This is a genomic window from Streptomyces sp. NPDC054840 (assembly GCF_053611065.1).
Genome location: NZ_JBSGZP010000157.1, coordinates 1 through 12,565, shown reverse-complemented (window position 1 = coordinate 12,565; position 12,565 = coordinate 1). Strand labels below are relative to the sequence as shown.

Genomic DNA, 12,565 nt, shown 5'->3' with positions numbered 1-12,565 from the left:
GTCTTCGGACGGCCGCCGTCCTTCGACATCCTCGCCATCCGTACGGTGCGGCTCGCCGAGCCCGCCGCGATGCCGCTGGACCTGACCGTGTCCGCCGGTGAGCTGCTGGAGTCCGTGGACGAGAACTCGGCCCGGGCCACCGTGCCCGCGCCGGTCACCGGACCGCCCTGGGCCGGGGTGCTCCCGCCCCGCGGCGGCTGGCGGCAGGTTCCGGGGCTGCCCGGCCCCGAGGCGATGGGAGCGGCCGTGGCCGCCGCGATCGCCGAGTTCCGGGCCCGCGACGAGGCCCTGCCCGTGCAGCACCGGACCCGGTCCGAGCGCGACCGTATCGGCCGCGAGATCTGGTCCCGGACCCTGGGCGACACCGAACTCCCGCTGCGCGCCGTTCACGCCGCGCAGTCCCTGGGCTTCCTGCGGCCGGTACGGGCCGCCGTGCCCACCCCCGCGCCCCTGCCCGGCGCGCCCGCCCCCGTGGCGCTGCTGGCCGCCGGGACCTGGCTGCGGCTGCGCACCCCGTACGGATCCGTCGCCATGCGCCGCCCCGGCGTCACCGGCGGCCTGGGCGCCCTCCAGGTCCGGCCGGTCTGACCGGTTCTTCTCCCGGCCAGGGAAGTCCGCTAGCCCGCCGTGTTGATCATCGAGGCGGCGGCGTACGTCAGGTACTTCCACAGCTGCGCCTCGTGCTCCGGCGACAGTCCCAGCTCGTCCAGCGCGACCCGCATGTGCCGCAGCCACGCGTCGTGGGCGGCCGCGTCCACCTGGAAGGGCGCGTGCCGCATCCGCAGGCGCGGGTGGCCGCGGTGCTGGCTGTAGGTGGTCGGGCCGCCCCAGTACTGCATCAGGAACAGCGCGAACCGCTCCTCGGCGGGGCCCAGGTCCTCCTCCGGGTACATCGGTCGCAGCAGCGGGTCCTGCGCGACCCCCTCGTAGAAGCGCCGGACGAGGCGGCGGAAGGTGTCCTCGCCGCCCACCTGCTCGTAGAAGGTCTGCTCCTGAAGTGTGCCCCGCGGAATCTCATTCACCCGACCATCGTCTCAGACACCCGGATCCAGGACCGAGGTCCTAGGACCGTCCCCCGGGTCCCCCTGAGCCCCCCCCCGAGCCCCTCGCATTCGCACCCGGCGGCCCGGCGCAGGACAGTGGAGGCATGGCCGCACATACCGCGCACAGCGAGACCCGGGATTTGCGGGAGACCGCGCACGCCGCCCAGGTGCGGGAGCTGACCGCCGCCGGGGTGCTGGAGGACCCGCGCTGGCGGGCGGCCTTCGCCGCCGTGCCCCGGCACGTGTTCGTCCCGTACTTCTGGACCGGCCGCGGGGCCGGTCACGAGCGGCTCTGGGCGCAGGACCCCGACCCCGAACGCCGGGCCCGCTGGCTGCGCGGTGTCTACGTCGACACCCCGCTGGCGACGCGGATGCGCGACGGGCTGCAGGTCTCCTCCAGCAGCCAGCCCTCCCTGATGGCGAAGATGCTGGCCGCCCTGGACGTGCGCGACGGCGACGACGTCCTGGAGATCGGCGCGGGCACCGGCTACAACGCGGCCCTGCTGTGCCACCGGCTCGGCGAGGAGCACGTCACCACCGTGGACCTCGACGAGGAGATCACCGAGTCCGCGCGGGCCCACCTGGCCGAGGCCGGCTACCACCCGGTGGTGGTCACCGGTGACGGGGCGCGCGGCTGCCCCGCCCGGGCCCCGTTCGACCGGATCATGGTGACCTGCACGCTGCCGCGGATCCCCTACGCCTGGCTCGGCCAATGCCGGCCGGGCGCGCGGATCCTGGCGCCGCTGTCGACCGGTCTGATCGCGCTGACCGTCCGGGACGCCGGTTTCGCCGAGGGGAATTTTCTGCACACCTCGGCGTACTTCGTCCCGCTGCGCGGGGCGACGGCGGCCCCACCGCCCGACCCGGCCGGTACGGAGTACGGGCTTCCGTACGAGCTGGTGGAGAACGAGCGCTTCCAGTTCATGCTCGTACTGACCGCGGGGGTGCTGCACCCCCGCGAGGCCCTGGACCTGTGGCGCCGCGAGGGCCGCCCCGCCCGGGAACGCTTCGGGGTCTCGGTGAGCGCGGACGGCCAGTGGTCGTGGCTCGACGATCCCCAGGGGCCGTACGTGTGGCCCCTGGGGGAGGGGTGAACCGGGGGCGGATCAGCCGCGGCGGATCGTGATCGTCGTCCAGGCGCCCACGTGGACCCGGTCGCCGTCGGCGAGGGGGACCGGAACGTAGGGCTGGATCGGCTCCTCGCCGCCGTTGATGGTGGTGCCGTTGGTGGAGTTCTGGTCCACCACCGCCCAGCTGAGGTCGGGCTGCTGGACGAGCACCGCGTGCTGGTGGGAGACGCCCGGGTCCTCCGGGGGCACCGACAGGTCGATGTCGGGGGACTCGCCCGTGGAGGCGCGGCGGCGGCCGATGGTGATCTGCCCGCCGGACAGCGGAAGATGCTGCTCCGGGGAGTAGGCGGGCAGGTTGAGCCCGGCGGCCTCGGGGCCGCTGCGCTGCATCATCGCCATGAAGTACGAGCGGTCGGGGCCGACGGTCGCGTTCCAGGCGCCCCCGCCCTGGGGCGGGAAGGGCTGGTGCTGCGGCGGGGGCTGCTGTTGGTACTGCTGCTGTTGGGGCGGCGGTCCCTGCTGCTGGTACTCCTGCTGGTACTCCCGCTGCTGCGGCGGCGGGGGCTGCTGCTGGTACTGGGGCTGCGGGGCCTGCTGGTACTCCAGCGGCGACTCGTGCGCGGGCGGCGGCAGCAGCCAGTCGTCCTCGCGCTGGAGCGGCTCGGCCGGCCGGTTGACCCGGGACGGCCGCGAACCCTGGTACTCGAAGTGGTCCTGCGAGTAGGTCCCGGGAGCGGGCACGGGCGGCGGAGGCGTCCCGCGGCCTCCGGCACCGCCACCGACGCCTGCACCCGTCGCCTGGGGTCCCGGATCCGGGACCGGCGGCGCGTACGAGGTCGGGGTACGGGTGAGGAAGTTGTAGCGGCATTCCTCGCAGAACGGCGCCATGGCTTCGCGCGGGGTGCGGCACTGCGGGCAGAGCTCGGCCTGGGCCGTCGGTTCACCGGCGGTCGGGGGGAAGCCGTAGCCGTAGGAGGGCACCGGCGGCGGGCCCTCCGAGGCAGCCATGCGATGGCCGCAGACCTCGCACCAGTCGTCGGACGCGGACTGGTGCCCGTTCGGGCAGGTCGGCATGGCGGCGCTTCCCCCTTCTTCTCCCTGCGTCATCACGTCAGGTCTTCTCAGGTCTTCTTCACTCGGACGGTCTGCGTCGAACGCGTGTCGAGAGTCATCTCGTCGGCATCGGCGACCTTCGCTTTCAGCCGCACAGTACCCGCCACCGCGTCCACCACATCCACCACCTTCGACAGGAGTCGTGCTGTGTCGGCGTTCCCGGAAGAACTCGCCAGTTGTACCGCACGCCCCAGCTTGGCCGTGGCCCCACCGACATCGCCCATTTTGCGGGCTTCCAGGCCCTGCTGGATAGCCTCCGCCAGCTCCGCCTGTCCGGTGTAATGGGCGACCTGCGCGTTGATGGCGGTGGACGCCGCCAGATCGTCCGTCCACACCGCGCGCACCAGGCCCTGGGCCAGGACGGTCGGCTTCTCGTCCGGCCGGCCCGCCGTGGCCGGCAGGACGAGCGTGGCGCGGGCGGCGAGCATCTCCTGGCCCACGGTGGCCGTGGGGACGCGGACGCACACGTGGTACTCGCGGGACTCGTCGCCCCACGACCCGGTCGGGTAGTCGCCGGCGCGCGGGCCCGCCCCGGTCCTGCGGTCGGTCAGGTCCTGGAGGACGGGCGCCACCTGCTTGACGTACTGGATCTCCACGCCGACCGGGGTCCACAGGCGCAGCGCGACGTCCGCGACCTCCTTGCCCATGACGTTCTCCATCATGCGCGTGAAGTCCTCGGCGAGGTGGGCCGGGTCGGCCACGATGTCGGCGGAGCCGAGCAGCGCGTGCGCGATCCCGGTGACCTCCTTGACGTCCCAGTCGGTCCCCACCCCGCGGGCGTCGCAGGTGAAGCGGCCCGCGCAGGCGTCGAGGGTGGCGCGGAGCACGGCCGGCTCCTCGTGCTCGTTGCGGCCGTCGGTGAGCAGGACGCCGTGCCGGATGGCGGCGGTGGAGCCGCGCAGCAGGCCGTCGGCGAGGCGCAGCCAGGTGCCGATGGCGGTGCCGCCGCCGGAGCTCAGCCCGCGCAGGGCCTCCTTGGCCTGGGCGCGGGTGGTCGCGTCCGCGGCCGCGAGGCGGCCCTGGCCGGGGTAGACCTCCTTGGCCACGTGCGTACCGGCGATCACGGCGAAGGCGGTGCCGTCGCGCAGGGTGTCGATGGCGGCCGCCGTGGCCTCACGGGCGCCGCGCATCTTGTCCGGCGGGTACTCCATGGACCCCGAGCAGTCGACCATCAGCACCACGGCCGCCGTGCCGTCGGTGGCCGGCGCGCGCGTGGCGGTGGCACCGCCGGTGGCGGTGACCGTGACGATGGCGTGGACGTCCCGTCCGCCCTCGGGGAGAAACTCGTTCTGGTACACCTCCACGCTGAACCGGGGGGCACTCGGCTTGGCGAAATTCGCCATCGGTTGGACTCCTAGAGGGCTCGGGCAGGCGGGTCAGACCTGCGGGCGCGCTTCCACTTCCTATTCCGGTCCTGCCGCGGGGCCCGGCTCCGCAACCGGTCCCGGTTCCCGCTCGGGGTGCGTCGCGAACGGCACGATCGCCACGGTGACGTTGTCGTGGCCGCCGCCGTCGAGTGCGTATCCCACCAGTACCTGGGCGCTGTGCAGCGGGCGGGTCGCGGCGTCGGCGGGTACCACCTGGGCCATCTCCCGTGCGGATTCCGCGTAGTTCCACAGTCCGTCGGTGCAGACCACCACCACCCCGGGGTGGTCGGGCTTGAAGGTCGCGGTGTGGGGTTCGAGGTCGTACGCGTCGGCCCCCAGCCAGCCGGTGATGGCGTGCGCGCGGACGTCCGCGTAGGCCTCGGCCTCGCCCATCAGACCGGCGGCGACCATCTGGGCGGCCCAGGAGTCGTCCTCGGTGAGGCGGCGGGGCAGAGCGGCGCGGTCGTCGGGGATCCAGTAGGCACGGCTGTCGCCCACCCAGCCGATGGTCAGCAGGCCGCCGCTGACGACGGCGCCGACCAGCGTGCAGGCGGGGGCGTTCTGCGCGCCCGGGGTCTCCGGGGCCAGGGCGTTCACCGCGTCGGCGGCGGCCAGGATCGCCTCGTGCATGGCCTCCTGGGGGTGGGCGCCGCGGGGGAGCGCTTCGAGCAGCGCCTCGTTGGCGGCGCCGGCGGCGGCGGCCGAGGCCTCGTCGGGGCGGCTGGCGGAGGAGACGCCGTCGCAGACGATGGCCACGGTGGCGGCGGAGCCGTCGGGCAGTGCGGTGGCCGCCACGGCGAACGAGTCCTCGTTGCGGTGGTGGCGCAGCCCCCGGTCGGTGACGGCGGCCACACTGCCGAGCTCTTCCTCGACGTGGTCGCGCTCGCGGGGCTGGGCGTGCCCGCAGTGCTCGCAGTACCCGTCGGTGTCGACGTGCCCGGCGCGGCAGGCGACGCAGGTCTTCCCGCCCTCCGGGGCCGGGGCCGGGGCCTGGGCCGCCGGCGCGGTCTGCGGGGCGCCGTACGCCGGTTCCCGGGCGGGCTCGGCGCCGTACGTGTCCTCGCCCGCGGGGTGCCCGCTCCCGTCGGGCGGGGTACCGCCGCCGGGGAGGTCGTACCGGGCCCGCGGGGCGTCGGCCGCTGCGCCGTACGGGTGCTCCGCCGCGCCCCACGGGGTGCCTTCCGGCGGGGTGCCCGCGCCGTACGGGTTCCCGTGGCCGGAGGCCGCGTAGGTGGCTGCGGCCGGGCCCTGCCGCGGCTCCGGTTCAGGCTCCGGTTCCGCCGGGGTGGCGGCCCAGTCGGCCGGGTCGCCGTCGAAGGGCCGACGCCGGCCGAGGGCGGGCCGGACCGCGGCCGCGCTGGCACCGGCCTTCGCGGCATCCGGTCGGCCGCTTCATGCTCGGGGTCGACCGCGCCCTGCAGCAGCCATTAAGCCACCAGGAGCCAGTCGCGATCTCGGCCGGCGACCGGCACCGCGCACGCCCACTCGGCCGCCAGGTCCGGGCCACGCGGGGCGGTGCGCGTCGGCCGGTGCGCCCGGGGCGGTGGCCCCGGCGGACTCGGCGTGCCGGTCGGTCATCCGTAGCACCCGGCTCCGCACCAGGGCGGCCCCTTCCCCCACCAGGGTGCCGACGGCGTGCTCGTCGAGGAAGGCGCGCACCAGCGCCGGCCCCGGCGGCGCGGCATCACCGGCGGCCAGGCGCAGCAGCGCCTCCAGCGCAGCCCGGCACGCTCGTCACAGCCCGCGCGGGCTGGTGAGGCGGTGGCCGTACGGTCTCGGCTCCGGCACCCGTCGACGTGGCGGGCGGGAGTGCTCATCCTGACACGAACTCCCGGATGAGCCAGGAATAATGAGGATGCATCACTGTTTGCGGCTGTGACACGATTCCTCCCGATACCCCCGCCAGTGCCGGGCCGTCGACGCGATGCCCCTTTGGCGCGATCCCGGCCACATCACCCATGAAAACGGAAGAGAACACCACCGCATGGCGCACCATCAGCAGCCCTACCCCGCCGAGGACTCCGACCGAATACGCCAGCCGCAGGGCCGCGGACGGCTGCGGGACCGCGGCCGCCGGATCCTCGCCGTCACCGCCACTGCCGTTCTTCTCCTCACCGGCGCCACCGCCTGCAGCGACGGCCCCGCGAGCACGTCCCCCGAAAGCAGTACCGCGCCGAAGGAACCGTTCGCCCCTGCTCAGCTCGCCCAGGCGTGGAAGTCGCCACCCGCCAAGGGTGACTCGCTCCGCACGCCGTACATGGCCGCTTGGCGCACGAAAGACGCCTTCTACGTAGGCCGCGGGACCGGGGTGGAGATCCTGGACCCTGCCACCGGGAAGAAACTGGGTGTTGTCGCGCCGCCCGAACCGGACATGGTGCCCTGCGGTATGACGGAGGACCTCACCGCCGACGGCCTGGGTGCCATCGCGTGGATCAAGGGCGACCCGGAGGCCTTCAGGGCCAGCTGCGACCGCATCTCGCTGATCGACACCCGCAACGGCAACAAGATCGCCTGGACCAAGCAGATCTCCGGCGCCCCCCTGAACGGCAAGCCGCTCGCCAACGACACCACCCGGCTCGCTTTCCTCACCGGCGACGTCCTCGCCGTCATGACCCCGAACACGGTCGTCGGGCTGCGCCTCGACGGCGCCGAAGCCTGGACTTGGCGCAACATCGGCGTCGCGCTCGACAAATACGTCCTCAACTGGGACATGACCGCCCACCACGACCGGATCATGGTCATGATCGGCATCGAGGGCGGCCCTGAGCTGTGGAAGTACTGGGTGTCCACCCTCGATGCCTCGGGCAAGGAGCTGTCCAAGGAGCCCGTCCCCATGCCGGTGCCTTCCAAGGGCGGCGTCAGTCTGGTCGGAGCCGTCCCCATGACCGCGATCGTGGAGCCCTACAGCTTCGACAAGGTCACCAAGCCGGAGCTCGTCACCTTCGACCGGGACGGCAGCGTGGCCCGGCGCATTCCGCTCTCCTCCGCCGCGGGCGAGATCCGGCTGAACCAGAGCCGGCGCCTCGGCAGGGCCAAGCGCTTCGGCATCGCCTTCAGTGGCTCCACGGCCTACCTCGTGGCGGGCAACCCCGCCAGTAGCACGGCTCCCATGCAGATCGTCGCCCTCGACCTGGAGAGCGGCGCCACCAAATGGACCGAGGCGGTCGACACCGTCACCACCCCCCGGTTTCTCGGAGTCGACAAGGACACCGTGTACGTCCTGGCAGGGAAGATCTCCCAGGACATGCCCGTCTACGCCTACGCGGCAAAGGACGGCACGCGGACCCAGATCAGCACCGTGAAGGCAACTGGCGAGCTGCTGTCCGTGGAAAGCCTGATCATCGACTACAACACGGGAAATCTCGCCCTGACCGAAGCCGGGCAAGGGCCGAGCGGAACCATCATGTTCCGCCCCACCCCCTGACAGACGCTCGCCGACGGCTTCGCGCCGCTTGCGGCCGCCGCCCCCATCGCCCTCCGCGGAGGGATCGGACCCGGTGGGCACCGAGGGGGCGGCCGACCTGCGGCGGCGCGTGCCGTCGAGCAGGCCGTGGAAGCTGGACGAGGACGTCCATGAGCAGCGGCACGCGTCCGAGCGCGGGCCGGGGCCCCGGCAGGCTCAGCAGCGCGTCGGCCGCCGGGTTCTACGGTGCATCGATGAGCAACCGGACGTCGCTGGCCAGCGAGGACGAACTGTCATTCGACGAGGCCCTGGTTCAGGCGCTGACCGCGCAAGGCCCTCGGGGCGTACGGGCGCTAGGAGTTGTCTTCAAAGCGTCACGCCCACATCAGCAGCGATGCGAGGGTGACGGCTGCTTGGTAGGACTGGGCGGTCTTGTCGTACCTGGTCGCGATGCCGCGCCATTGCTTGAGGCAGTTGAAGCAGCGTTCCACGACGTTGCGGTGCTTGTAGACCTGCTTGTCGAAGACGGGCGGGCGGCCGCCGCGGCTGCCGCGTCGAGCACGGTTGCGGACCTGGTGGGACCTCTCGGCCTTCTCCGACGAGCGGGCCCTGCGCTGGTCCGCGGCCAGCCTGGCGTCGACTCGGGACTGAATGACCGTCTGGCCTTCGGCAGCCGACCGCGTGACGCGCCGTCGGAGCGAGGCTCGGCCGCCGGCGGCCCGATCCCAGGCAGAGCGCGTTCAGCGAGCGGCTGGGGCCGTGGGCGACCCCGTCGGCCAGGGCCCGGGCCGGGACCGGGATGCGCGGCGAAGCGGTGGCCACAGAGGGGACTTTGAGCAGCAGTCCCACCACACCGGTCCCCACGGCGCAGGCGCCCAGCAGCGCGATGCCGGGGGCAAGGAGCCCGTAGGTCACCACGACGGGCGCGCGCCAGCCGTGCGGGCAAAGCGGTCTTCACCGCAGACTCTATGGGCCGTCTGCGGCAATGTGGCCCGCGCCCGCATGCGCCTGCCGCCAGGGCACCCACACCACGTGAACAATCGACCTGGTCAAGACGCAGGGACGTGTCTCAGCGGCATCGAGGGGAACGACCTATGGACAGAGTCGGACATCCGGATCGTCGAGCGTTGCTTGCCGGCGGACTTGCGGGCGCCATGGTCGCGCTTGCGGGGTGCTCATCGACGAGGGCCGCCTCGTCGGCGACCAGCTCTTCGTCCGAAGCGCGGCCCACCACGCCCGCCGCGGCATTCGCGAGGCTGATGGAAGGCAACAAGCGCTGGGTGAGCGGAGACCTTCAACACCCTGACCGGGATCCGAACCGGCGTCAGCTCGTGGCCCAGGAGCAGGAGCCTTTTGGGGCGGTCCTCTCGTGTATCGACTCCCGAGTGCCGCCGGAACTCCTCTTCGATACCGGCCTGGGTGACCTTTACGTGATGCGCACGGGCGGGGAGGCGGTCGGCCCGGTCGTCACTGGTTCCGTCGAGTACGGGCCTATGACGAGTGGCACCCCCCTCATCGTGGTCCTCGGGCATCAGCGCTGCGGCGCCGTCAAGGCGGCGTACGCGTCCATTCGTGACGGCAAACCGCTGCCCGGCAACCTGCAGGCGATCGTCAAGGCCCTGCAGCCGGCGTACGAGCACGCAGTCCGCGAAGGCGGCGCCGATCCGGTCGAGACCATGTCCCGCGCCCAGGTCACCTTGACCGCGGCCGATCTGCGCTCCAACCAAGACCTCGCCCCACTGGTGGGCAAGGGCACCCTTGCCGTGGTCGGCGCTTACTACTCGCTCGACACCGGCAAGGTGGAAGTCCTGGCAGGCGCGCCCTCCTGACCGGTCGGTCGAGTCGAACCGGCGATATCAGGCGTGGGGAACGAGCTCCGTGCCGGGGAAGGCCGTAGAGCCCGCGGGTTCATGGGCTTACGACGCCTGATTCTGGGCGATGACTCAGCTAGCTGGATCGAGGAGGCTGTTTGCACCCTCCAGTGCTCGGAGAAGAGCCAGAGCTCTGCACCGAGTTCCCCAGCCGGAGTATTGGTGACACGTGCTGCGGCTCACGGGGCCGGCTCAGGGGCAATGGCGTCGTGCCGGTGCGATGAAGTCGATGTCTTCGCGTCTCCGCTTCGGTCGATCAGGGCGGCGAAGGCGTCGAGGACGCGTTGCAGGCCGAAGGAGTAGGCGTGGGCAGGGTCGTAGGCACTGTTGTGTGCGGCGCCTGCGGCTGCGCCGACGCGGACGGCAGTGGGGTAGGCGTTCTCGTCGAGGACCCGGGCGAGGATCGGGGCGTTCAGCTCCCACCATTGTTGGTCGTTCAGGGCGCTGTCGTGCTGTGCGGCGCGGGCGTCGGCGACGGCACGGGCGCATGCCTGCACGAAGGTGAGCAGGTGGGTCAGGCAATCATCCATCTCGACGTCGCTGAGGCCGAGGCCGTCGAGCCCGGACAGTTCGTGCTCGTACTTTGACATCTGCCCCGGCCCCAGCGGAGGCCTGACGGTGGAGACGGCTGCGGCCCATGGGTGACGTTCGAAGAGGGCTTTGTTCTCCTCGGCGATGGCGGTGACGCGCTGGCGCCAGGGCTGTCCGGTGGTGTCGGTGCGGGGCAGGCGGGCGTAGGCGGCGTCGAGCATGAGGTCGAGGAGCTCGGCCTTGCCGGGGACGTAGGTGTACAGCGTCATCGGCACCACGCCGAGTTCCTTGGCCACCTGGCGCATGGTCACCGCGTCCAGGCCTTCAGCGTCGGCGACGGCGGTGGCGGCCTCGACCACCGCGTCGATGCTCAGCCCCCGTCGCGGTCCTCGGCGAGGGTCGGAGGAGGAGCCGCGCCACAGCAGTTGCAGGGTGTGGGCAGGGTTGCCCGAGCTGGTTCGTTCCGTTGGCACGGGGATATCCTCTCGCATCCAAACTCTGTACTGTGTACACTGTACTACGTACAGAGAATATGCGATATCTCGGAGGAGTTTCATGAAGATCACCTCTAGTGCTGTGTCGCTCAACGTCGATAACGTCCCCGCATCCAGCGCCTTCCTCATCGAGCACTTCGGGTTCCGCGAGGAGATGGCGGCTGACGGTTTCGCGTCCCTGACGCGCGACGACGTCGGCATGAACGTCATCTTTTTGCGGCGGGGGCTGGACAGCCTCCCGGCAGACCAGCGCGACGAGCACGCCGCTGGTCTGATCCTCGCCTTCGTCGTCGAGGACCTCGAAGGGGAGCTGGCGCGCCTTCGCTCCGAAGGCGTCGCGATCACCATGCCGCTGACCGACGAGGAGTGGGGCGAGCGCGCCTTCCAGGTTCGAGACCCCAACGGCGTCATCGTCCAACTGGTCGACTGGAACGCACCCACCGGTCGCTAGCATGCCGGATCCCGGGCCGTCTCAGTTGGTGGGCAGGGGCGAGCGGCTGACACGGATCTTCGACTGGCCGTGCGGACGCTTCTCCCAGTCCTCCATGAAGCGCGCGTGCAGCCCATGCTCGGGCGCCAGGGCCAGGAGGGTCTCGGTGCGGTAGTAGAAGTCCTCGCGCAGCACCTGGTGTTCGATGCCCTCGGTGCGGTCGAAGGTGAAGTCGAAGAACCCGGTGCAGGTCAGCACGCGGCCGACGTGGGCGAGGCACTCGTCGATGACTTCTATCGGCGAGTGGGAGAAGACGCTGTGCGCGTGGATGGCGTCGAAGTGGTCGCTGGGCAGAAAGTCCAGGGTGAGGTCGCCGGTGATGTTTTTTCAGGTGCGGCAGCCTGTCCTGGAGGTGGCGCTCGGCGAGGGTCTTCCTGGCGGCCATCAGGATGTCGGGCGAGATGCCGATGCCGTAGTAGTGGCCGGCGGCGAGGTAGCTGATGAAGCGCCAGCCGCCGCGAAGGTTGCCGCAGCCGATGTCGAGCATGCGGTGTTCGGGGCGCAGCCCGTGTTCGATGAGGTAGTCGAACTGCATCTGCCCGAGCGCCAGCCAGCGGTCGTGGGTCTGGCTACCGACGGACGTCTCCGGGTTGTGGCGCGTGTCGGAGGCCATCACGGCCCGGTAGTAGGCGACGTGTGGTGCTTCAGGCGCAGCCAGGCGTCACGGCCGGCCCGGCTGAGGTACGACGCGACGCGGCCTGGGTGGCGCCGGGCGTAGCCGACTTTGTGGGTAAGGGTGGCGCGGTTGTTGCGCAGCTTCTTCGATTGCCGTCTGCGGGCATGGTGAAGCGACCTCCGTACGAAGTAGTGACCCCGGATGACGGGATGAGAGGTGTGGTGTAGTGGCGCGGTCAGACGTGGCGGCGCAGGAGCAGCACGGTGACGGCCGTGAGGAGCAGGGCGAGGCCGCCGAGAACGGCGGTGTCGGTCCACTGGAAGGTCCAGTAGTCACTGGCCGGGTTGGCCTCGTAGAAGTGGGCGACGTACCCGTGCTCGGTCATGCACTCCCTGAGCTCGGCGCTCGAGGGAAAGGGGCACCTCAGGCCTGCCGGTCCCGGGCACAACAGGTTGGGAGGCGCGCGAGCGCCGTGGTGCGGACGAATGCGCGTCGTCGGCCGACCAGGGCTGGGACGCCCGCTGAGTACCTTCGGTGCGCGCCGCGGCATTCACCACGCCCCGGCGC

The 12,565-nt window shown here is 71.7% G+C and carries 12 protein-coding genes and 1 pseudogene; 5 read left to right on the top strand and 8 right to left on the bottom strand.

Features of this window, described 5'->3' with window-relative positions; all coding sequences use genetic code 11:
• Positions 1 to 588, top strand: a 588-nt coding sequence (locus ACWGIU_RS14310) for a hypothetical protein (protein WP_453705636.1), incomplete at its 5' end; no start/stop codon positions are given.
• A 29-nt stretch (positions 589 to 617) separates the two neighbouring features.
• Here ACWGIU_RS14310 and ACWGIU_RS14305 read toward each other — a convergent pair.
• Positions 618 to 1,022: a globin gene (locus ACWGIU_RS14305; protein ID WP_453705634.1), complete on the bottom strand. Its 405-nt coding sequence runs from the start codon at positions 1,020 to 1,022 to the stop codon at positions 618 to 620.
• A gap of 125 nt (positions 1,023 to 1,147) precedes the next feature.
• On the opposite strand from ACWGIU_RS14305, the gene ACWGIU_RS14300 reads away from it, so the two are divergent.
• Complete coding sequence (locus ACWGIU_RS14300; protein WP_453705632.1) at positions 1,148 to 2,137, top strand: methyltransferase domain-containing protein; 990 nt, start codon at positions 1,148 to 1,150, stop codon at positions 2,135 to 2,137.
• A gap of 12 nt (positions 2,138 to 2,149) precedes the next feature.
• On the opposite strand, the gene ACWGIU_RS14295 is transcribed toward ACWGIU_RS14300, so the two are convergent.
• The 3 genes from ACWGIU_RS14295 to ACWGIU_RS14285 are packed head-to-tail and all read right to left on the bottom strand — an operon-like array spanning position 2,150 to position 5,445.
• The gene (locus tag ACWGIU_RS14295) at positions 2,150 to 3,187 is read right to left on the bottom strand and encodes an FHA domain-containing protein (protein WP_453705631.1); all 1,038 of its coding nucleotides are present in this window, start codon (positions 3,185 to 3,187) and stop codon (positions 2,150 to 2,152) included.
• Positions 3,188 to 3,234: 47 nt separating this feature from the next.
• On the bottom strand, positions 3,235 to 4,569 hold the full coding sequence (locus ACWGIU_RS14290; protein WP_453705629.1) for a VWA domain-containing protein: 1,335 nt from the start codon (positions 4,567 to 4,569) through the stop codon (positions 3,235 to 3,237).
• 60 nt (positions 4,570 to 4,629) lie between these two features.
• Entirely contained in the window at positions 4,630 to 5,445 is an 816-nt protein-coding gene (locus ACWGIU_RS14285) for a PP2C family protein-serine/threonine phosphatase (RefSeq protein ID WP_453705627.1), read from the bottom strand.
• A gap of 1,132 nt (positions 5,446 to 6,577) precedes the next feature.
• Here ACWGIU_RS14285 and ACWGIU_RS14280 point away from each other — a divergent pair.
• Positions 6,578 to 8,017 carry a hypothetical protein gene (locus tag ACWGIU_RS14280; RefSeq protein ID WP_453705625.1) on the top strand — a complete coding sequence of 480 codons (1,440 nt, stop codon included), beginning with the start codon at positions 6,578 to 6,580 and terminating at the stop codon, positions 8,015 to 8,017.
• Positions 8,018 to 8,370: 353 nt separating this feature from the next.
• Here the strand turns inward: ACWGIU_RS14280 and ACWGIU_RS14275 are convergent, their stop codons facing one another.
• Positions 8,371 to 8,649, bottom strand: coding sequence for a transposase (locus tag ACWGIU_RS14275; RefSeq protein WP_453705638.1), 279 nt, complete (start codon positions 8,647 to 8,649; stop codon positions 8,371 to 8,373).
• Positions 8,650 to 9,090: 441 nt separating this feature from the next.
• On the opposite strand from ACWGIU_RS14275, the gene ACWGIU_RS14270 reads away from it, so the two are divergent.
• Positions 9,091 to 9,825, top strand: coding sequence for a carbonic anhydrase (locus ACWGIU_RS14270; RefSeq protein ID WP_453705624.1), 735 nt, complete (start codon positions 9,091 to 9,093; stop codon positions 9,823 to 9,825).
• A gap of 221 nt (positions 9,826 to 10,046) precedes the next feature.
• Here ACWGIU_RS14270 and ACWGIU_RS14265 read toward each other — a convergent pair whose 3' ends face one another.
• Positions 10,047 to 10,871, bottom strand: a complete 825-nt coding sequence (locus ACWGIU_RS14265) for a TetR/AcrR family transcriptional regulator (RefSeq protein ID WP_453705622.1) — start codon at positions 10,869 to 10,871, stop codon at positions 10,047 to 10,049.
• Positions 10,872 to 10,953: 82 nt separating this feature from the next.
• Here ACWGIU_RS14265 and ACWGIU_RS14260 point away from each other — a divergent pair, with 82 nt between their 5' ends.
• Positions 10,954 to 11,343 (top strand): VOC family protein, encoded by a 390-nt coding sequence (locus tag ACWGIU_RS14260; RefSeq protein ID WP_453705620.1) that lies wholly within the window; start codon positions 10,954 to 10,956, stop codon positions 11,341 to 11,343.
• Positions 11,344 to 11,364: 21 nt separating this feature from the next.
• On the opposite strand, the pseudogene ACWGIU_RS14255 reads toward ACWGIU_RS14260, so the two are convergent.
• Positions 11,365 to 12,201: pseudogene (locus ACWGIU_RS14255) on the bottom strand (class I SAM-dependent methyltransferase).
• A gap of 32 nt (positions 12,202 to 12,233) precedes the next feature.
• The gene (locus tag ACWGIU_RS14250) at positions 12,234 to 12,383 is read right to left on the bottom strand and encodes a hypothetical protein (RefSeq protein WP_453705618.1); all 150 of its coding nucleotides are present in this window, start codon (positions 12,381 to 12,383) and stop codon (positions 12,234 to 12,236) included.
• Positions 12,384 to 12,565: the final 182 nt, after the last annotated feature.

What these genes read in the sequence shown, in the direction of transcription:
- ACWGIU_RS14300 (WP_453705632.1), top strand. Translation starts at nt 1,148, where the DNA reads ATGGCCGCACATACCGCGCACAGCGAGACCCGGGATTTGCGGGAGACC.
- ACWGIU_RS14295 (WP_453705631.1), bottom strand. Translation starts at nt 3,187, where the DNA reads ATGCCGACCTGCCCGAACGGGCACCAGTCCGCGTCCGACGACTGGTGC.
- ACWGIU_RS14290 (WP_453705629.1), bottom strand. Translation starts at nt 4,569, where the DNA reads ATGGCGAATTTCGCCAAGCCGAGTGCCCCCCGGTTCAGCGTGGAGGTG.
- ACWGIU_RS14280 (WP_453705625.1), top strand. Translation starts at nt 6,578, where the DNA reads ATGGCGCACCATCAGCAGCCCTACCCCGCCGAGGACTCCGACCGAATA.
- ACWGIU_RS14270 (WP_453705624.1), top strand. Translation starts at nt 9,091, where the DNA reads ATGGACAGAGTCGGACATCCGGATCGTCGAGCGTTGCTTGCCGGCGGA.
- ACWGIU_RS14260 (WP_453705620.1), top strand. Translation starts at nt 10,954, where the DNA reads ATGAAGATCACCTCTAGTGCTGTGTCGCTCAACGTCGATAACGTCCCC.
- ACWGIU_RS14250 (WP_453705618.1), bottom strand. Translation starts at nt 12,383, where the DNA reads ATGACCGAGCACGGGTACGTCGCCCACTTCTACGAGGCCAACCCGGCC.